Origin of the sequence: Alcanivorax sp. (assembly GCF_002733835.1) — a bacterium.
Taxonomy (GTDB): domain Bacteria; phylum Pseudomonadota; class Gammaproteobacteria; order Pseudomonadales; family Alcanivoracaceae; genus Alcanivorax.
On sequence record NZ_NVWY01000012.1, the window covers coordinates 1 to 19,014 of the forward strand.

A 19,014-nucleotide genomic window follows, 5' to 3' on the forward strand; every position below is an offset into this window, starting at 1 on the left:
TTCAGGCTGGCCCGCACTCGTTGTTGCGCTTTTTCGATGGATGGACATACACCTTCAAAAGCGCGCCTAGATTGCGAACCAGCCTGAAAGACTGAGTACACAAGGAGTTTTTCAGAGGTTCCCTAGCGGCGATACGGCCCGCGGCGGGCCTTGCGCGGTGGCTTGCTGCCGCTGCGCTGGTGGCGCAGGCGAGCACGGCCGTAAAGCCCCGTGTACTTCTTGCCCTTGAGTTCCACCTTGTCGATCAGCGCTTTCATTTGCTCCGGCTCCAGCTCCATCCAGCGCCCCTGACGCAACTGCGGAGGTAGCGTCAGGTCACCAAAGCGGATCCGCATCAGGCGAGCCACTTCCAGGTCCTGGGACTGAAACAGGCGACGCACTTCCCGGTACTTGCCCCCGGTCAGCGTGGCCTTGTACCAGTGGTTGGCGCCTTCTTCTGCGCCACCGGCATCCTCGATGCTATCGAATTTGGAAACACCATCCTCCAGCAACACACCATCAAGCATGGCCTGGCGCTTTTCCGGGGTCATGCCGCCCCGAACCCGCACCGCATATTCGCGCACAAAGCCGTTGGAGGGATGCATCAGGCGGTGGGCCAGTTCACCGTCGGTGGTGAACAGCATCATGCCAGTGGTATTGATATCCAGCCGGCCGACTTGCACCCAACGCATGCCTTGCAGGCGCGGCAGGTTATCGAACACCGTCGGGCGCCCTTCCGGGTCGTTGCGCGAGCACACTTCTCCGGGGGGCTTGTGGTACATAATGACCCGCTGAACGGTGTCTTCTTCGGCCTTCACTTTAATTATCCTGCCATCTACACGTAGGGTATCTTCACTGCCAACCCGGTCACCCAAGGTCGCTACAGTCCCATTGACCGAGACGCGACCGTCGCTGATCCAGGTTTCAAGCTCCCGGCGGGAGCCCAGCCCGGCACGGGCCAGGACTTTCTGTAATTTCTCACTCATGGGGCGTTCGGCTTTCCTCTGCGCTGTCGCTCGGTTCCTGCTCCTGATCAGAAGCATCATCTACCGCGACATCATCACTATCGTTTGCAGCGCCGTCCGGCTCAGTGGAGGCATCATCCGCCACCGCGTCATTGCCACCTGGGGCGGGCTCAGCGTCATTCTTGTCGCCGGGTTTACGGCGGAATTCCTGTTCAAAGCTGGCCAGTACGGAATCGACCTTGTCCATGCTCATTTGTGTAGAGTCGTCGATTTCCGGTTCCGGCTCGAAACCGGGGATGCTCCCCTGATCACCCGGCAGGCGCACTTCATGTTCGCCAAAGCCATCATCATCCACGTCACCTTCGGAGGCTTCGTCAGCATCGCCCTCACCCGCTCTGCTGGGCGGCACATCGGTCAGGGCCAGCTCCTCATTCAGCTTGTCCAGGTCGCGAATCTCGGCCAGCGACGGCAAGTCTTCCAGGCTCTTTAGATCAAAGTAGTCCAGAAACTGTTTGGTGGTGGCGAACATGGCCGGGCGGCCCGGCACGTCACGGTGCCCGACAACTCGAACCCAGTTTCGCTCCAGCAGGCTTTTGACGATATGGGAGCTTACCGAAACGCCACGAATTTCTTCGATCTCACCACGGGTAATCGGCTGACGATAGGCAATCAAGGCCAGGGTCTCGAGAATCGCCCGGCTATACCGGGGTGGCTTTTCCTGCCACAAGCGGCTCACCCAGGAGCCCAGCTCCGAGCGTGCCTGAAAGCGAAAGCCCGACGCCACTTCCTTGAGGAAAATGCCCCGACCTTCGTATTCGTCAGCCAACTGCTCAAGGTATTTGGACAAATCCTGCTTGCTGGGTCGATCTTCTTCATCGAACAAGGCCAGCATGCCGTCACGGTCCAGCGGCCCTTCGGCTACAAGAATGGCGGCTTCAATGATTCTTTTTATTTGCTCAGCGTCCACGCTTACCCCTTGGTTCCATCGTGAGCTTCGTCATCCACCGCATCGAGAGAGCCGGTGTCGCTTTCATAGGCATCCGGTTGGGCATCGGGCTCATCCTCGAGCTCGAGCCCCGCTAAAAGATCTGACTCTTCCAATACCAGCGTTTTCGCCTTCACGTGAATAGGCGCAAAGGCTTCGGTCTGAACCAGTTCGATCAGTGACCCTTTCACTAGCTCCAGTGTGGCCAGGAACGTAACCACGACCCCGAGCTTGCCCTCTTCCGGGTTGAACAACTCGATAAAAGGCACGAATTCGCGCCCTTTCAGCTTGTCCAGCACGCTGGCCATGCGCTCGCGGGTGGACAGCTTTTCCCGTGATACCTGGTGGCTTTCAAACATGTCCGCACGATGCATGACTTCTTTCAGTGCCAGCAGTAACTCGCGCATATCCACATCCGGCTGCGCTTTCTCACGGGTGAATTCCGGGCGCTTGGCTTCGGCAGGAAAGACGTCTCGCTCCAGACGCGGCAGTTCATCGATATCTTCCGCCGCTTTCTTGAAACGCTCGTATTCCTGCAGGCGACGAATCAGCTCGGCGCGGGGGTCTTCCCCGTCCTCTTCTTCGTCTTCCTTGGGTCGAGGCAGCAGCATGCGCGATTTAATTTCGCTGAGCATGGCCGCCATGACCAGGTATTCCGCCGCTAACTCGAAGTTCATGGCCTTCATCAGCTCCACGTACTCCATGTACTGGACCGTGATGGTGGCCACCGGAATATCGAGGATGTCGAGATTCTGGCGCTTGATCAGGTAGAGGAGCAGATCCAGCGGCCCTTCAAAGGCCTCAAGGAAGACTTCCAGGGCATCCGGCGGAATGTAGAGATCATCAGGTAGCTTGGTAATGGCCTTGCCATACACCAGACCAAACGGCATTTCCGACTGGCTCGGGTGCAGAGGCCCGAGCAGGCCTGCTGGCTGCTTGGGTGCCGGATCTTCTGCCGTGTGCTCTACCGTTTCCGTCATGCTCTGCTCCGCCTAGCGGTAATTCAGGCCCATGGCTGCGCGCACTTCTTCCAGTGTGGCGCGGGCGGCTTCGCGTGCTTCCTCGCACCCTTCCGCCACAATGGTACGGACCAGGTCCGGGTTGCGCAGGTGCTCTTCGGCGCGTTTGCGAATGGGCTCCAACTCTTCCTGAACCGCTTCGATGATCGGCTTCTTGCAATCCAGACAGCCGATGCCGGCACTGGTGCAGCCTTCGCGCACCCACTGCCGGGTAGTGTCGTCAGAGTACACCATATGAAACTGCCATACCGGGCAGTTATCCGGGTTGCCGGCGTCGGTGCGGCGGACCCGGGCCGGGTCTGTGGGCATACGGCGAATCTTGTTGTCCACATCCGCGGGCTCTTCACGCATGCTGATGAAGTTGCCGTAGGATTTGGACATTTTCTGACCATCCAGCCCGGGCATTTTGGAGGCTTGTGTGAGTAGCGACTGAGGCTCAGGCAAAATGACCTTGCCCCCACCCTCCAGGTCGCCCAGCAGGCGCTCTTTGTCACCCAGGGTAATATTTTGTTGCCCGTCCACCAGCGCCCGCGCTGTTTCCAGCGCCGCTTCGTCGCCTTGCTCCTGATACTGGCGACGGTGGTTCAGGTAAATCTTGGATTGCTTCTTGCCCATCTTCTTGATGGCAGCGTCCACGGCTTCTTCAAAGCCCGGTTCGCGGCCATACAGATGGTTGAAGCGACGGGCGACTTCCCGGGTCAGCTCCACGTGCGCTACCTGATCCGCCCCCACCGGCACTTGACCGGCCCGATAAGCGAGAATATCGGCAGACTGCAGCAGCGGGTAACCCAGAAAGCCGTAGGTGCTCAGATCTTTCTCGCGCAGCTTTTCCTGCTGATCTTTATAGGTAGGCACCCGTTCCAGCCAGGACAGCGGTGTCATCATCGACAGCAGCAGATGCAGCTCGGCGTGCTCTGGCACCTGGCTCTGGATAAACAGCGTGGCCGAACCCGGATTGACTCCGGCGGCAAGCCAGTCGATCACCAGGTCCCAGACATGCTGCTCAATCTTGTGCGGGTTTTCGTATTCAGTGGTGAGTCCGTGCCAGTCTGCGACAAAGAAGAAACACTCAAACTCATGCTGCAGACGCGCCCAATTTTTCAGCACGCCATGGTAGTGCCCCAGATGCAGGCGGCCAGTGGCGCGCATGCCGGAAACAACTCGCTGGGAGGGAACCACGGAACTCAAAGCCAACTCCTTATACCCTGTAGGTGGCATTCCAGGGGGAACGCTGCGGGGAAAGCCCGCGATTATACGGCGAACCGCGCCGTGAGGGACAGCGACTTGTCAGTGTCTGGTCAAACCCTGAGCAAATCCCTGCAATTTGACTAATAGATGGCGTCGACTGGACCTGCGCCTTCACGCACCACCACCGGTCCCTCCCCTTCAGACAGGGAGATGACGGTGGTTTCCAGGGTGCCGCAAAAGCCCCCGTCGATCACCAGGTCCACGTGATTTTCCAGAAAATCGCGCACGTCCTGCGGGTCGGTGAGCGGAAACTCGTCATTGGGCAGGTGGCAAGTCGACGTCATTATCGGTTCACCGTGCTCGGCCAGCAGCGCCTGACAGATGGCATGGTCAGGGACACGAATACCGATGGTGCGCTTTTTGGGGTGCATCAGCCGGCGTGGCACTTCGGTGGTGCCCTGTAAAATGAAGGTATAGGGTCCTGGGGTGTGCGCCTTGAGCAGGCGGTAATCCGGGTTGTCCACCTTGGCATACACGGCCAGCGCAGAGAGGTCGTGGCAGAGCAGCGTAAATTCGTGCTTTTTGTCCAGTTGGCGCAGGCGAATCAGGCGATCCAGAGCGGCCTTTTCACCAATGCCACATCCCAGCGCGTAGGTGGTATCCGTGGGGTAGGCAATCAGCCCACCGTTACGAATGACGTCCACGGCCTGTCTAATCAGGCGGGGCTGGGGTGTTTCGGGATGGATGTAGATAACGTCGGTCATAACTTCAGTTGGTAGTTGATAATTAATAATTGACAGATAACGTCAAAACATTGACGCAACCTATTGTTTTAGCTGCCAACTGTCCACTATCGATTGTCAGCTGGTTAGCCTCCCTTCCCACACCGGCCTGGCGCCTTTGGGCACCGGCGGCAATCGCCCAAGCGCCAGCCATTTCTGCTCCGGCGAATGGAAATCCGATCCGGCGGACACCTGCAGATCAAAGTGTTGCCAGCATTCATCCAGCAACGCGGTCTGTTGCGGGGAGAGCCCGGGCATGGCCACTTCCAGGCCGTCGCCGCCGGCTTCCTTGAAATGGGCAAGAAACTGGCGCAGTTTCTTGCGCGTCATCCCGTAGGCCTGCGGATGAGCCAGTACCGCGGTGCCGCCGGCAGCATGAATATCGGCAACGGCCTCTTTCAGGGCGCACCAGGGCGTCGCCACAAAAGCGGATTGCCCCTGCTTCAGATAGCGGTTGAAGGCATGCCGGTGGTTGCGCACCCTGCCCGCTTCTTCAAGAAAACGGGCAAACAAAGGGCGCCCTGGCGCATCGGTGCCCGCCAGTTCACAGGTGCGCTCATAACTGTTGGCCAGTGTGGCTGCGCGATCCAGACGGCGACCGATCTCCCGGGCACGATTTACCCGTGCCTCCTGCTGGGCTGCGACCCTTTGCTGTAACTGACCACAACCGGTATCCAGCCACAATCCAAGCACATGATATTCCCGGTTTTCGTGACGCACAGACAGTTCGATACCATTTACCAGGCTGATGTCGTGCTGACGGGCAGCCTCATGGGCTTCAGGCAACCCGGCCAGGGTATCGTGGTCAGTCAGGGCCAGACAGGTTACGCCATAGTCCGCAGCCCTCGACACCAGCGCTGCAGGGCTTAGAATACCGTCCGACGCTGTACTGTGACTGTGCAGGTCGATTGTGTGGTTGCAAGAAATAGCCAGATCCTCTCAAGGTTCTCGATGTGTCTGCCGTGACTCCCATGCGTCACAGGCGCCCACTGCGACGGCTGACGACGGGAATCAAGGCGCAGGGTAGCATTTTTGAGCCCTTCACCGGCATCTTTAACGCCCTCCGGCTGCCATAAACTGATCAAACGGAATCTCGAATGAGCGAAAGCAACATCCCGGAACAGAACGGCAAGCCAGCCAGCGCCACGCCACCAAAGCAAGAAAGCCTGTTGGCCAACCTGCTGATCAATATCGCGATTCCGGCCCTGATCCTGGCCAAACTCTCCGGGGATGACTGGCTGGGCACCAAGTGGGCCATTGTGGTGGCGCTGGCCTTCCCCTTGCTCTACGGCCTGCGCGATTTCCTGCAGAACGGCAAGGCCAATTTCTTCTCTGGCTTGGGCATCGTCAGCATTATGCTTACCGGCGGCATCAGTCTGATGGAGCTGGACGCCAAGTATATCGCCATGAAAGAGGCTGCCATTCCGGCCTTGCTGGGCATTGCAACGATGGTATCCCTGCGCACCCGCTGGCCGCTGGTAAAGACTTTCATTTACAACGACAAGGTGCTGGATACCGACAGGATTGCCGCCAAACTGGAAGACAACAACAACCTCCGCGCCTTCGAGCTGACCCTCAAGCAGGCTTCCTGGATGGTGGCGGCCTCCTTTTTCCTGTCCTCTGTGCTCAACTACGTGCTGGCCAAAATAATTTTGACCAGCCCGCCGGGCAGCGAGGCATTCAATGCCGAACTGGGCAAGATGACAGCTCTGAGCTACCCGGTTATTGTCTTGCCCTCCATGATTGTGCTGATTCTTGCCATGCTCTTCCTGTTTCGCCGCATCGGCAAGCTGACCGGGCTAGACCTGGAAGACATCATGGCCGCACACCACCGCAAACCTGAATAAAGAGCGAAACCATGCTGTACGCGATCATCAGTGAAGATGTCCCTGACTCCTTGCCGTCACGCAAACAGGCTCGCCCCGCGCACCTGGCGCGGCTGGAAGCCCTCCGTGATCAAGGGCGCCTGCAAGTGGCAGGGCCACACCCGGCTATCGACAGTGAAGACCCGGGCCCAGCGGGCTTTACCGGCTCATTGGTCATTGCGGAATTTGATTCCCTGGACGCTGCCCAGGCCTGGGCGGATGCGGATCCGTATATGGATGCCGGCGTGTACGCCAGCGTTACGGTAAAGCCCTTCAAGCGCGTACTGCCCTGAAAGCTACAGCCGCAACAAATGGGCAGTCATGGCAATTTGCTATTTTTTACAAAGACACCACGGCCTGCGCGGCGAAATGTGACTATGGTAGCGCCGCTACCCGCATGACTTCTTTAGACTGCGCGGCCTGACCTCAAGGAGTGACTGATGCTCGCTAGATTATTCTGTGTACTGGCATTGCTGAGCGCATCCAGCAACGCCCTCGCCGCTGCGGCCTGGGTGGATGACAGTATTTATGTACCCATTCGTGCCGCCGCCAATCCCAGCGGACGCATCCTTCACCGCGGGATCAAAAGCGGTACACGTATCGAGTTTTTGGGCTTCGAGGGCGACTGGGCAAAGATTCGCTACGGCGATACCGAGGGCTACATCGGCAAGCAATACCTGAGCCAGAGCCCTACTGCTGAAATTCGTCTTGAACGCGCCACCCAGGCCAGCGAGCAAGCCAAGGCAGAAGTGGCGAAGCTGCGCACCCAGCTCGCCGAGATCAAGGGCGAGCGGGATGCCCTGTCGGAGCAATCCAACGAGCTGAAAAACTCCCTGAGTTCACGCAGCAACGAACTCGAGCAGCTTCAGGAAGTGGCATCTGATCCCATTCGTCTGGACCAGGCTAACCGTCGCCTCAATGAAGAATTGAGCCTGTTGCGCTCCGAGCTGGATCAGGTCAAGGGTGAGAACGTGATGCTGCGCAGCAACAATACGTCCCAGCAGTGGATCACTGGCGTGGGCATTCTGATTGTCGGCCTGATTGCCGGTGTGCTGATGCGTTCACGCTCTGGCCGTCGCCAGCGAAGCGGCTGGGCAAACTAGTCCGGATGCGGCCCGGGGCAACCCGGGCCGTCGTCTCGCTCCCGCCCCAGTGAAAAGCCGTTCTCTCGCCCCGCGTTAACGCCTATTCCGGGTATTCCCACACGGGCAAACCTGCCTGCACCTCCACCCTTAGCACAATGCCAGTAATGCCCTCGTAGCCCAGTGAACGAGGCCAGAATACATACGGTTCGATTTCATAGAAGAACCAGGGGCGCCAGACGCTACGTCGAAAGCGCACACTGGTGCGCCAGGTTTCAATCGCTGCAATGGGATCCGTATAGCCATCAAACCCTACCGAGTAGCCGATGCCGGATTGCTTGCCCAGGCGGGTATAGAGGCTCACCGTCTGATTGAAGTACCAATCACGGTTCATCTCGTTATTTTCTTCCGTCAATTCATATTCACTGCTGAAGCGAATCGTGGAAGCCTGCGTTAGCGGCCGGTCCAGCTCAAACAGGGAGTTGATGCCGAAGCCTTCCGGATCTTCCCAGTAGCCTTTCTGGGTAAACCGGAAATAGGTTTTTCCTCCCGGCAACGGCGTGTACCAGCGATAACGCGCGCGAACGAAGGTAGTGAATTCAGAGCGCAGCCCCGCATCCAGATCCAGATTCATTCTATCCGGCATCCTGGTTACCCACCGCAGGGCAGTGCGGAACCCGCCCGAGTCGTCCCCCACCTCTTCTGGCCGACTATCCAGATCATTGCGCAGCTCACCACTGGTGTCGTCATCATTCTGGAAAAGCAGACTCAGGCGCTCCTGGGCGTTGGGCAGCTCTACCCGGGCGCGGATTTTTACCTCGCTGCCGTCATCATCATCGTCTTGCCAGCGGCTTGCGCCAATGATCCGCAGCTGTGTGCCAGGCTCTTCAGTATCAATTTCGTTGGGGCCGATAAAAAAACCATCGACCCAGCGTGTTGGCCCGCATACGGTGCGCGACATCCAGTCGTGGGTTCTGTCGACCCAGCCAGCCTCCCCGGAAAGGTGGCCGCACGGGTTCGGATGAAAGGCCCTTGAGGGGCCGTCAGAGGGTGATTCTGGGGTCCCCTGCTCCTCCTGAACGGAAGCGGCAGCCTCCTCCGGCTTGTCTTGCCAGGATCCCTCCGGACCATCCTGGGCATAACCCGGCAATGGCAGCCCGAATGCCAAAAGCACCAGCAACAGGGGCAACCAACATCTTTCCATAGTCCGCATTGCTGCAGCATAACTGCATGGAATCATTTGCGGAATCCTGCAGTGACAAACGGCCATTTGACCGAAACGGACACGGGACAAGGCGTTTACCTTTGGGTAGCATGCCCGTTTACGTTGACTGAATGAATCGCGCTATGACCATTTGGCACAAGATCCGGGCCACACTCGCCCTGACAGGCATGCTGATCAACACCCTGCTTCTCTGCCTTCCACTTTACGCTTTCGCCCTGCTGCGACTGGTGCTTCGATTTGAGAAGGCACAAGTCATCCTGTCACGAATCCTGGTGGTCATTGCGGAAACCTGGATTGGCAACAACAACGCCATTATTGCCCTGGCCAGCCAGATCAAATGGCGCATCAGTGGCATGGACACGCTGAGCAAGGATCAATGGTACCTGGTGACCTGCAACCACCAGTCCTGGGCGGACATTCTGGTACTGCAGCGCATTTCCAATCGCCGCATCCCTTTTCTCAAGTTTTTCCTGAAGCAGGAACTGATCAAGGTTCCCCTGCTGGGGCTGGCCTGGTGGGCCCTGGATTTCCCATTCATGAAGCGTTACAGCAAAGCCGAACTGGAAAAGACCCCCTCACTGAAAGGCAAAGACCTGGAAACCACCCGCAAAGCCTGTGAGAAATTCGCCTACTTCCCCACCTCGGTGATGAATTTCTTTGAAGGCACCCGCTTTGACGCGCAAAAGCACGCCAAACAAGGCTCGCCATATCGCCACCTGCTCAAACCCAAGGCCGGTGGCGCTGCCTTTACCCTTAACGCCATGTCCGGGCATTTGCGAAATCTGCTTGATGTGACCATTATCTATCCCCCGGGCACACCTCGCTCGCTGATGGCCTTTCTTGGTGGCGCCATGGGCGAGGTGGAAGTTGTTGTGCAGCAACGGGTTATTCCCGCCTGGGCCTCAGAGGGCAACTACGAAGACGACGCGGAGTTCCGCGCCCGTTTTCAGCAATGGATTGGCGAACTCTGGGCGGACAAGGATGCATTGCTGGACAAAAAGAACGCAACACGCAACGCGCAACACGCCACACGCTAATTTTCTGCCAATGGGGTTTCGTTCACCCGCATGCAAGCGTGGAGAGTGTTGCGTGCGGACGCATTTGGAACCTTGTTATGTTTGGCCGATTTCTGAAACCCCGCTGGCAACACGCCAACCCCGATATTCGTCTCAAAGCCGTTGAGCAACTGGACCTCTGTGATGACGCGAGCCTGCTGAATCAGCTGGCGCGCGGTGATGCCAGCGCCCTGGTGCGCGCCGCCGCCACCGGCCGACTCACCGATTTTGCGGCCCTGGATGAAGTGCACCAACGTGACGAAGCGCCCTCCGTTCGCGAGGCCGCCTCCATGCGCATCATGGCCCTGCTGGCAGGCACTACCGATGATGCCCCCAACAGCGACACCCGCCTGCGCCTGATTCGGCTCACCGGCAATGAAAACGTGCTTGCCCATGTGGCCAGCCACAGCCCGGACATGCACAGCCGCATGGCAGCCATTGAGCAGCTCAAGGATGAAGGCGTGCTATATCAGCTGGCTCTGGATGCTCCCACCGAAGCACTTCGTGTTGCCTCTGTGCAGAACATCGCCTCCCTTTCGCTGCTGAAGCGTTTAGGCAAGGAGGGTCGAGACAAGCGCGTCACTCGCCTGGCGCGCGACCAGGCCCGGGCGCTCCAGCAACAACAGCAACAGAGTGAACGGGAAACCGCCAAGGTCTACCACCTCGCCGATCGGCTTGAACAGCATGCTCGCCGTCGTGTGGACGCCCTGTATGGGCCGCAGCTGGAACAGCTTGAAAAACAGTGGCAGCAACTGACACGACAGGCGACCCCGGATTTGGCTTCCCGCGTTCAGCAAGCCCTTCACCAGTGCCGCACGCAGCTCACCGAATTGCAAGAGCAAACCCGGCAACAGGCACTGGCAGAGACCGCAAAAGCTGAGCGCGAAGCGGCAGCGCACAGCCTGTATCAGCTGTTGAGCCAGGCGACCCCGGAAACCTGGGATCATCAGCTAGGCGAAATGCGCTCCGCATTAGCCACCCAACAACGCCGCTGGGACAGCGCCGATGAGCAATCGCAGGCCCAGGATGAAGACCGGCTGGCTTTCACTGACCTGGTAACCGCATTTCAACAGCTGCTTACCCTGGCCGCCGATATCAATGCAGCAGACTCACCGGCCACACTCGCCGAGCTGGCCGACCGTTGGCCAGGGGAATATCAGCCTCCCTCTGCATTGTTGGCGCTGCGTAAACGGGAAGCCGAAACCTCCGATGCGCAAACGTCCACACAGAACCGCCCGGCACCAGCCTCACAGCCCCATCGCGGCTTGCTGGTCGCCCTGAAGCGAGAGCTGCGCCAGGGCAATCTGCGCCATGCCAATCGGCTCTGGCACAAAGCCCAGTCGATCATCGAAAGCGACGGAGACACCGGGTTGGACGCAGAGCTCACCAAGCTCGCTCCGCGCCGTGCAGAGTTGCAGGACTGGCACCGTTTTGCTGCTGAACCGAAGAAAGTGGCGTTATGCGAACGCATGGAAGCGCTTAAAGACACCACCATGGATGCCCCGGAACTGGCCACCGCCATTCAGGCGCTCCATGATGAATGGCGCGCGCTGATGAGTTCGGACCAGGGCGAGGATCAGGCGTTGTGGACGCGTTTTAAAGAGGCATCCGACCAGGCCTACCAGCCCTGCCATGCGCACTTTGCCGAACTGGACGCCATCAAGGCAGGTAATTTGGAAAAGCGCCGGACACTGTGTCAGCAACTGGAAGACTTTGTCACCGCTCAGAACTGGGAAACCGCTGATTGGCATGGTGTCTGGCAAATTCGCCAGCAGGCCCCGAAAGACTGGAAAACCCTGCACCCGATCCGGTTCACCGACGCCCGGGATGTGCAGAAACGGTTTTCCTCCCTGCTCACCCAGCTCGACGAGCAGCTGAATCGTTACATTGAAAAAGCCGAGAGCGAGCGAAAACAATTGCTGGACCAGGCCCGTGCATTGCTGGAACTGGACGATGCCCAGCACGCCACACGCGAAGCGCAAGCCATCCAGAAACGCTGGCGGCAATCCGCCTGGTTACCGCCCGGCCAGCACCGCACATGGCAAAAACCGTTTCGCAAAACCATGGATGCCCTGTTCGATGCCCGCAACCGGGATATTGCCGCCCGGCGCGAGCAACAGGAGCAAGCGAGCCAGATGCTGACCACGCACATTGATGCGCTTGAGGCATCACTGACGCAACCGTTTAGCGCTGACACAGCGAACAGTCTACGCAGCGCGGCTGCAGCCGTGGACGAGCACCTGGATGGCAATCAGCCCCAGCCGCTGGTTCGCAAAGCACAGCAACTGAAGCGGCGCGCCAGCGAGCGACTTCAGCAACTCAGTCGTTGGCAGCAGTGGCAGCAGCTCCGTGACGCCGTTGTGGCCCTGACGGAAAGTGTCGAATCCGCTGACCAACCAGAAAGTGGTGCGAATACTGACTCCGCTCTTACCCTGGCCGTGGCCTTTGAGGCCCTGGCCGGTGTGCCCAGCCCGGAACCGGAGCGCCAGCGCCGCTTGCAATGGCAGCTAGAGCAACTACCCAGTGTCATGAAGCAGCAACAGTTTGACGCCCGCGAGGAAATGCAGCGGCTTCTCAAACAGCACCAAACACCGGTGCCTGCCGCAGTGAAAGCGCGCCTGGACAGCGCCATTGCCGTTCTCGAACCCGGCAATGCGTAATCTGCTCTCGCGATTCACGCGCTCACCCAAAGGCCTGCAATGGTTTCTGAACCTGTACGGGCCCTACCTGGGCGCCGGTGTTCGTGTGGACTACCTGGCAGACGACTTCCGCGAACTGAATGTCTCCATGGGGCTGCACTGGTACAACCGGAACTATGTAGGAACCCATTTCGGCGGCAGCCTCTATTCCATGGTGGACCCGTTCTACATGCTGATGGTGATGACCGTGCTTGGGCGCGATTATGTGGTCTGGGACAAGGCAGCGGATATCGAATTTGTCCGGCCCGGCAAGGGCCGGGTCTTCGCCCATTTTCAGCTCACCGATGCCATGATCAACGATATCCGCGCGAACACCGATGGGGGAGAAAAATACCTGCCGTGCTGGCCGGTTGAAATCGTGGATGGCGATGGAAACCGCGTGGCGGTGGTCAACAAGACGCTCTACATCCGCCGTAAACCCGCGTAGCGCCTTTCTCTACCGGAGCACCGGTTTTACTGCCCGAAACCGGAGCTGTTTTCCAGAAAGCTGAGCTCCTCAGCCGTGCTGTCCCGCCCCAGCGCGCGGTTGCGGTGCGGAAAGCGACCAAATTGCTGAACGATTTGCAGATGCTCCCGCGCGGATTTCAGCGAACTGTCCACATGGCTGGCCAGTGCCTGGGGCGCATTAGCCCTGATAGCCTCCAGTGCGCAAAGGCATTGCTGCTGCAGATCTTCGTCTTCGGCATGCATTAGCGGCATCACAAAGAAAACCTGCCCGCACAGCGGCAGCTTGCTGTGCATCTGCCGTGACAGCCCCTCAATGGCCAGCGTGGCGGCCCGATGATCACCATTGAAAGCCTGGGCCTGGCCGCGGTAGATATTGCGGGTGAACTGGTCCAGCAACAGAATCAGCGCCAGTCGCCCCAGGGGGGTTCTTTCCCAGTCCACCAGTTCCTGCTGCAGGGCCGCATCCACCAACGCACCAAAGCGGTGTGCAATTTCCGCATCGTCTCCAGCCGTAGCGGCAAACCATCGCTTGCTCATGTTGCCCGATGGCCAGCCATGCTCCAGGCCATCCTTAAACCAGTAATCCAGTATTTCCTGCCATGATGGGCCTAAATCAAACATCGGGGCTCGCTCGGTTGTATTTACTGATCACTCTTGCCTTGGCACTGCACAGGCAGTTGCGGCTCAATCACTGACAAGGCGCTTTCCAGCAACAGCGGCTGAGCATCAACGGTGGGGTGAATGCCATCATCCTGCACCCAACCCTGCTCAATCACGCCATCCAGAAAAAAGGGCACCCAGGGCGTGCTGGTGGATTGCGCAACGTCCTTGAATTGCTGTTCAAACAAGGCAGTGTACTGCTGGCCGTAATTGGGGGGAATGCGCATGCCCAACAGCACCGCGGTGGCTCCCGCTTCCCGCGAAAGCACGACCATTTGCTCCAGGTTCCTCGCAATGGCCATGGGCGACAAACCACGCAAACCATCGTTACCCCCCAGCTCAATCACCACCAGATCCGGCTGGTGACGTGACAACAGTGCCGGCAATCGCGTTTTGCCGCCGGCGGTGGTTTCACCGCTAACCGATGCATTGATGACGGGATAATCCGGGCACCTTTCCTGCAGTTGCTGGTCCATAAGAGCAACCCAGCCCGCCGACTTTTCAATACCGTAGGCAGCACTGATACTATCGCCCAGTATCAAGACACCGCTGGCGTGAACCGACGATGCCGTCACGCACAACAACTGAATCAGTAGAAGATATCTTGCCATGATGAATACAGCGTCTCCCGTTTTGCTTGCCCACAATGTCAGTAAGCGCGTTCAGGGCCCAGAAGGCGGGCTTGATTTGCTGCAGGATATCACGCTTGAGGTGAATGCCGGTGACAGCCTGGCGATCACAGGCCCTTCCGGGTCAGGCAAGTCCACCCTGCTCTCCTTGTTGGCGGGTCTTGATGTGCCCACGGCTGGTGACGTGAAACTCAATGGTGCCTCGTTCAGCCAGGCTGACGAGGACGAGCGGGCACGACTGCGTGGCGAACAGTGCGGCTTCGTGTTCCAGCATTTTCAGCTGATCAATGACCTCACCGCGCTGGAAAATGTCATGCTGCCGCTGGAAATTCTCAACCGCGAAAAGCGCCGTGAGCTGGCCATGCACTGGCTGGATCAGGTGGGCCTGGCCCACCGGCAACATCACTTCCCGGTACAGCTTTCCGGTGGCGAGCAGCAGCGCGTTGCCCTGGCGCGGGCCTTTGTTGTGTCGCCGGCCTTGCTGTTTGCCGATGAACCCACCGGCAGCCTGGATTTCGCTAACGGTGAGCATGTGGCCGATCTACTGTTTACGCTGAATGCGGAGCAAAAAACCGCGCTGGTGCTAGTCACCCATGACCCGCAGCTGGCCGGTCGCTGCCAGCGATCGGTCTCTCTGACGGAGGGCCGCCTCAGTGTTTAAACCCTGGCGATCCCCCGCATTTCGGGTTCAGGCCCTGGCCCTGCTGGTGGCGGCCTTTGCCATGACTGCCATGCTGATTCTGCGTGACAGCGTGGATCAGCGGTTCAATCAGCGAACCGCCGTGGCACTGGGGGCAGACTGGATTCTGGAAGGTTCCCGTTACCCCGAAGAGAACCAGCAACAGGTCGTTGCCGATTTACCCCATGCTGAAGCAACCGGTTTTGCCAGCGTACTGATCAATGAAGATCAGTTTTTGCTGGCCAGCATTCGCGCACTGTCCGACGGTTACCCGCTTTATGGTGAGCTGTCGGTCAGCGACTCCCGCTTTAGCGAGCCTTACCCCGTGGACCATGGCCCCACGCCAGGAACCGTCTGGCTGGCTGGCCAGGCGTTGGACCGGCTGGGGCTGAAAACCGGGGAATTCATTACCCTTGGTGAGCGCAGCTTTCTGATCGACAAGGTGCTGGTGCAGGAGCCAGATCAACAGGCCGGCTTCTACAGCATGAACCCTCGTACCCTTATGCACCTGTCGGACCTGGAAAGTACCGGCGTGCTCGGCCCGGGAAGTCGCTACCGGCACCACCTGCTGGTGGCCGCCAATGGTGAGCAACGTGCAGCCCTGGATGAACAGCTTGGCGATAACCTGCGCCCGGACCAGTCCATCGAAACCGTGGCAACCACAGATCTGCGTAGCCGTGGCCCGGTGGAGCAAATGTTTCTGTGGTCGCAACTGGCGGTGATGCTGGTGGTGCTGCTGTGTGCCGCCGCCATTTATCTCACCGCCAGCCATCGTGCGCGCCAGCAACAAACATTGTGTGCCGTGATGAAAACCGTAGGCGCTCGACAACGGCAAATCGTCCGGCGGTTACTGGGTGGTGATGTGCTTGCGCTGCTGCTGCCGATCATTGCCGGTGTCGCGCTTGCCGTACTGGTGGGCCGGCAGCTCTCCGCGTTGCTCGGTGCGGAACAGTTTTTCATGGCGCCGGTGATCTGGGGGCTGCTGGGTCCGGTGCTGCTCTGGCTCGGATTTGCCGCACCCACGCTGTGGGTGAGCCTGTCGCTGCCCGCCACCGCACTACTCAGTGGCCGTGAGGCGCCGACCCGGCTGGGGCGGCGGGTTTTGCTCATCGCCATTGCCACGCCTATTCCCCTGGCTGCCATCATGACCGGTTCGCTGGCGGCGCTGTGGCCGCTATTGCTGCTCACCCTGGCAGTCTCGCTGGGACTACCAATGATTCTGTGGCCACTGGTGCAGTTACTGGATCGTTTCAGTACGCGCCTGAGCCTGCCTGCGCGGCTGGCCCTGCGCCGGTTGAGCCGCCGCAAGGCGACCACCCTGCCCTTGCTGGCGGCCCTGATCATTTCCCTGACCGTGCTTTCCATGTCGGTGCAAACCGGGCGGGAATTGCTGAGTGACTGGCGGGCCACACTCCCGGAACAGGCGCCCAACTATTTTGTGATCAATCTGTTTGATCAGGATCTGGACGCCTTCAATGACTGGCTTGGCGCGCACAACAGTGAATCCCAGCCGCTCTATCCGGTGGTTCGAGCCCGGCTCACCGCCATTAACGACGAGCCCGTTCGCAGCGCCGTTACCAAGGAAGAGGATCGGGCTGAACGCGCCCTGAACCGGGACCTGTCACTCACCGAAGCCGATACCCTGCCGGACAGCAACATTCTCACTGAAGGGCGCTGGGCCAGCGGCGCCAATGAAGTCACCGTGGAAAGCAAACTGGCGGATTCGTTGGGACTACAACTCGGGGATTCGCTCACGTTCACCGGCGCCGGGCCGACCATCAGTGCCACCGTGGTGGGGCTGCGTGAGGTGGATTGGGAAAGCTTTGCTCCCAATTTTTATTTCATCTTCTCGCCCGACACGCTGAAGACGCAGGGCCGCACCTGGATCACCAGCTTTTTCCTGCCCGCAGATCAGCAGGCAGAGCTGGGCGATCTGGTCCAGCAATTCCCGCAAATCAGCTTGCTGGACGTAAATGCCATCCTGGCCACGCTGCAGGACATCATCGGCCAGGCTAGCCGTGCGGCCTTTGTGGTGGGTGTACTGCTGTTACTCGCTGCCCTGCTGGTGCTGATGGCGGCCCTGCTGGCGATGACAGACGCCCTGCGCCGGGACAACCGGTTGCTGATCGTGATTGGGGGCCGCCGCGCCTTGCTGCGTAAAACCGCGGCACTGCAAGCCTTCTATCTGTTCGGTGGGGCCGCATTGCTGGCCAATCTGATCCACCTGGCCGCCCTGATACCGCTCGGCACTCGCCTGTTCGACAGCCAGTTGCCGTTGAGTGGCTGGCTGTTACTGCCGTGGGGTGTTGCCGGGTTGGTAACGCTGGCCGCCCTGCTGGCACCACCGCTGATGCCCAAAGGCTCAGGGCTGTCGGCGGGCCAATAGAGAGAATGCCACCCAGGCCGCCACGCTACTGGCGGCCATCAAGGCGGTCATGGGTAACGTGCTGCCATCGTGGAGCATGCCCAGCACCGTACCGATAACACCTGCCAACAGAAATTGCAGCGCGCCATTCAGCCCGGTGGCCGCACCACTGTCGCGATCGAACAAATCCAGGAAGCTGGCGATGCCGTTGGGCATGATCAACGCGACCATTCCTGCAGCAACCATGATCAGCGGCACCACCAGCCACAGCGTCAGCAAACCGGCCAGGGTTAAACCCAGCAAGGTTAGACAGGCCGCCACCTGTAACGCCAGTGCCACCTGCATGATTGATGCACTGCTGTAACGGCGCAGCAGCAAAACGTTTAACCGGTTCATGCCGAGCATGGTCACCACATTGGCGCCAAAATACAGGGGGAACTGCTCTGGAGTGATTCTGAAATACTCCATGTAAAGAAAGGCAGCATCGGTAATAAAGGTAAACATGGCGGCAAACGCCAGGCCATTGGCCAGAATAAAGCCCATGGCCTGGCGGTTACTCAACACCCGGCCGTAGGCAAGGAACATGCGCTGGCGTAGCGGCTCGGTACCCGGTTTCACCGCCACGGTGGGCAGCAGGAAACGCACAATGCCAAAGAGCATGAATCCGTATATCGCCAGCATGTAGAAAATGCTTTGCCAGCCAAACAACTTGAGCAGCAAAGCCCCCACTGCCGGCGCCACCAGGGGGGCCACCAGCATCACCAGGCCGATGGTGGTCATCACCTTGGCCGCTTCCTTGCCGGTAAAATGATCTCGTACTGAGGCCGCCGCAATGACCACCGTGGCACCACCACCCAGCGCCTGTAGAAAGCGCAGCATGTACAGCATCTCGATATTCGAAGACAGCGGAATGCTCAGGCAGCCAAGAATAAACAGGGTCAGCCCCACATAGGCCACCGGTTTGCGGCCAAACTGATCCGACAGCGGCCCGCCCAGCCACTGGCCCGCAGCCACCCCCAGTACATAGACACTGACCGACACCTCCACCGCATGGATTTCAACGGCGAAATGCCCGGACATGGCCAGCAATGCCGGGAGGTAGGTGTCAATGGCCAAAGGCCCCAGTGCCACCAGGGTGGCGAGCAAGAATGCCAGGCGGCCGGGAGAAAGGTTTTGCATGAAGTATCCTGATGCCGGGCCCGGTGCACGTTTTGCGCCCCTTGGGAGCCCAGATTGAGAATGATGCGGGGTAAAGACGGATATGCCGGAGCGGTTCAGCAATGCCCCGCAAACTCAGCCTCAAGAGCGCAATCGCACGCAATGGTACCGCAATGCCCTAACCCTTTCAGTCGATTTATGAATCAGGTTCAATGTTTGCAGGTAAAAACAG

Annotated in this window: 18 protein-coding genes; 8 read left to right on the forward strand and 10 right to left on the reverse strand. The window is 59.2% G+C overall.

Annotated elements, in window-relative coordinates:
• Positions 1-122: 122 nt before the first annotated feature.
• The 6 genes from rluB to COA55_RS07820 form a co-directional block, all read right to left on the reverse strand.
• The gene (rluB, locus tag COA55_RS07795; RefSeq protein WP_063518826.1) at positions 123-965 is read right to left on the reverse strand and encodes a 23S rRNA pseudouridine(2605) synthase RluB; all 843 of its coding nucleotides are present in this window, start codon (positions 963-965) and stop codon (positions 123-125) included.
• On the reverse strand, positions 958-1,911 hold the full coding sequence (gene scpB, locus COA55_RS07800) for an SMC-Scp complex subunit ScpB (protein WP_290501305.1): 954 nt from the start codon (positions 1,909-1,911) through the stop codon (positions 958-960). The genes rluB and scpB overlap by 8 nt, the downstream gene beginning before the upstream one ends.
• Positions 1,912-1,913: 2 nt before the next feature.
• A complete protein-coding gene (locus COA55_RS07805) occupies positions 1,914-2,909 on the reverse strand; it encodes a ScpA family protein (protein ID WP_290501307.1) in 996 nt (331 codons plus the stop codon).
• A 12-nt stretch (positions 2,910-2,921) separates the two neighbouring features.
• A complete protein-coding gene (locus COA55_RS07810; protein ID WP_197468417.1) occupies positions 2,922-4,136 on the reverse strand; it encodes a tryptophan--tRNA ligase in 1,215 nt (404 codons plus the stop codon).
• Between the two features lie 140 nt (positions 4,137-4,276).
• Positions 4,277-4,900: an L-threonylcarbamoyladenylate synthase gene (locus tag COA55_RS07815; protein WP_063518829.1), complete on the reverse strand. Its 624-nt coding sequence runs from the start codon at positions 4,898-4,900 to the stop codon at positions 4,277-4,279.
• A gap of 96 nt (positions 4,901-4,996) precedes the next feature.
• The gene (locus COA55_RS07820) at positions 4,997-5,851 is read right to left on the reverse strand and encodes a PHP domain-containing protein (RefSeq protein WP_363970013.1); all 855 of its coding nucleotides are present in this window, start codon (positions 5,849-5,851) and stop codon (positions 4,997-4,999) included.
• A 164-nt stretch (positions 5,852-6,015) separates the two neighbouring features.
• Here COA55_RS07820 and COA55_RS07825 point away from each other — a divergent pair, with 164 nt between their 5' ends.
• The 3 genes from COA55_RS07825 (at position 6,016) to COA55_RS07835 (ending at position 7,886) form a co-directional block, all read left to right on the forward strand.
• The gene (locus tag COA55_RS07825) at positions 6,016-6,765 is read left to right on the forward strand and encodes a VC0807 family protein (protein ID WP_290501310.1); all 750 of its coding nucleotides are present in this window, start codon (positions 6,016-6,018) and stop codon (positions 6,763-6,765) included.
• An 11-nt stretch (positions 6,766-6,776) separates the two neighbouring features.
• Positions 6,777-7,076, forward strand: coding sequence for a YciI family protein (locus COA55_RS07830; protein ID WP_290501312.1), 300 nt, complete (start codon positions 6,777-6,779; stop codon positions 7,074-7,076).
• 147 nt (positions 7,077-7,223) lie between these two features.
• On the forward strand, positions 7,224-7,886 hold the full coding sequence (locus COA55_RS07835) for a TIGR04211 family SH3 domain-containing protein (protein ID WP_290501313.1): 663 nt from the start codon (positions 7,224-7,226) through the stop codon (positions 7,884-7,886).
• An 82-nt stretch (positions 7,887-7,968) separates the two neighbouring features.
• Here COA55_RS07835 and COA55_RS07840 read toward each other — a convergent pair whose 3' ends face one another.
• Complete coding sequence (locus COA55_RS07840) at positions 7,969-9,069, reverse strand: hypothetical protein (RefSeq protein WP_290501314.1); 1,101 nt, start codon at positions 9,067-9,069, stop codon at positions 7,969-7,971.
• Positions 9,070-9,212: 143 nt separating this feature from the next.
• On the opposite strand from COA55_RS07840, the gene COA55_RS07845 reads away from it, so the two are divergent.
• From COA55_RS07845 to COA55_RS07855, 3 genes are all read left to right on the forward strand, one after another.
• Positions 9,213-10,127 carry an acyltransferase gene (locus COA55_RS07845; protein WP_063520604.1) on the forward strand — a complete coding sequence of 305 codons (915 nt, stop codon included), beginning with the start codon at positions 9,213-9,215 and terminating at the stop codon, positions 10,125-10,127.
• A 77-nt stretch (positions 10,128-10,204) separates the two neighbouring features.
• The gene (locus COA55_RS07850) at positions 10,205-12,805 is read left to right on the forward strand and encodes a DUF349 domain-containing protein (protein ID WP_290501317.1); all 2,601 of its coding nucleotides are present in this window, start codon (positions 10,205-10,207) and stop codon (positions 12,803-12,805) included.
• Positions 12,798-13,271 carry a DUF4442 domain-containing protein gene (locus COA55_RS07855; RefSeq protein ID WP_290501319.1) on the forward strand — a complete coding sequence of 158 codons (474 nt, stop codon included), beginning with the start codon at positions 12,798-12,800 and terminating at the stop codon, positions 13,269-13,271. Before COA55_RS07850 ends, COA55_RS07855 begins: the two co-directional genes overlap by 8 nt.
• A 26-nt stretch (positions 13,272-13,297) precedes the next feature.
• Here the strand turns inward: COA55_RS07855 and COA55_RS07860 are convergent, their stop codons facing one another.
• Positions 13,298-13,912 carry a DUF924 family protein gene (locus tag COA55_RS07860; RefSeq protein ID WP_290501321.1) on the reverse strand — a complete coding sequence of 205 codons (615 nt, stop codon included), beginning with the start codon at positions 13,910-13,912 and terminating at the stop codon, positions 13,298-13,300.
• 20 nt (positions 13,913-13,932) lie between these two features.
• A complete protein-coding gene (locus tag COA55_RS07865) occupies positions 13,933-14,562 on the reverse strand; it encodes an arylesterase (RefSeq protein ID WP_290501323.1) in 630 nt (209 codons plus the stop codon).
• Position 14,563: 1 nt separating this feature from the next.
• On the opposite strand from COA55_RS07865, the gene COA55_RS07870 reads away from it, so the two are divergent.
• Both COA55_RS07870 and COA55_RS07875 read left to right on the forward strand, forming a co-directional pair.
• Positions 14,564-15,241, forward strand: coding sequence for an ABC transporter ATP-binding protein (locus COA55_RS07870; protein WP_290501406.1), 678 nt, complete (start codon positions 14,564-14,566; stop codon positions 15,239-15,241).
• Positions 15,234-17,645: an ABC transporter permease gene (locus tag COA55_RS07875; RefSeq protein ID WP_290501325.1), complete on the forward strand. Its 2,412-nt coding sequence runs from the start codon at positions 15,234-15,236 to the stop codon at positions 17,643-17,645. The genes COA55_RS07870 and COA55_RS07875 overlap by 8 nt, the downstream gene beginning before the upstream one ends.
• On the opposite strand, the gene COA55_RS07880 is transcribed toward COA55_RS07875, so the two are convergent.
• Positions 17,622-18,803: a multidrug effflux MFS transporter gene (locus tag COA55_RS07880; protein WP_063538025.1), complete on the reverse strand. Its 1,182-nt coding sequence runs from the start codon at positions 18,801-18,803 to the stop codon at positions 17,622-17,624. The genes COA55_RS07875 and COA55_RS07880 overlap by 24 nt on opposite strands.
• Positions 18,804-19,014 lie beyond the last annotated feature (211 nt).

Coding starts and splice junctions, on each gene's coding strand:
- COA55_RS07845 (WP_063520604.1), top strand. CDS start 9,213: ATGACCATTTGGCACAAGATCCGGGCCACACTCGCCCTGACAGGCATG.
- COA55_RS07880 (WP_063538025.1), bottom strand. CDS start 18,803: ATGCAAAACCTTTCTCCCGGCCGCCTGGCATTCTTGCTCGCCACCCTG.
- COA55_RS07830 (WP_290501312.1), top strand. CDS start 6,777: ATGCTGTACGCGATCATCAGTGAAGATGTCCCTGACTCCTTGCCGTCA.
- COA55_RS07870 (WP_290501406.1), top strand. CDS start 14,564: ATGAATACAGCGTCTCCCGTTTTGCTTGCCCACAATGTCAGTAAGCGC.
- COA55_RS07855 (WP_290501319.1), top strand. CDS start 12,798: ATGCGTAATCTGCTCTCGCGATTCACGCGCTCACCCAAAGGCCTGCAA.
- COA55_RS07805 (WP_290501307.1), bottom strand. CDS start 2,909: ATGACGGAAACGGTAGAGCACACGGCAGAAGATCCGGCACCCAAGCAG.
- rluB (WP_063518826.1), bottom strand. CDS start 965: ATGAGTGAGAAATTACAGAAAGTCCTGGCCCGTGCCGGGCTGGGCTCC.
- COA55_RS07835 (WP_290501313.1), top strand. CDS start 7,224: ATGCTCGCTAGATTATTCTGTGTACTGGCATTGCTGAGCGCATCCAGC.
- COA55_RS07860 (WP_290501321.1), bottom strand. CDS start 13,912: ATGTTTGATTTAGGCCCATCATGGCAGGAAATACTGGATTACTGGTTT.
- COA55_RS07825 (WP_290501310.1), top strand. CDS start 6,016: ATGAGCGAAAGCAACATCCCGGAACAGAACGGCAAGCCAGCCAGCGCC.
- COA55_RS07865 (WP_290501323.1), bottom strand. CDS start 14,562: ATGGCAAGATATCTTCTACTGATTCAGTTGTTGTGCGTGACGGCATCG.
- COA55_RS07840 (WP_290501314.1), bottom strand. CDS start 9,069: ATGGAAAGATGTTGGTTGCCCCTGTTGCTGGTGCTTTTGGCATTCGGG.
- COA55_RS07815 (WP_063518829.1), bottom strand. CDS start 4,900: ATGACCGACGTTATCTACATCCATCCCGAAACACCCCAGCCCCGCCTG.
- COA55_RS07850 (WP_290501317.1), top strand. CDS start 10,205: ATGTTTGGCCGATTTCTGAAACCCCGCTGGCAACACGCCAACCCCGAT.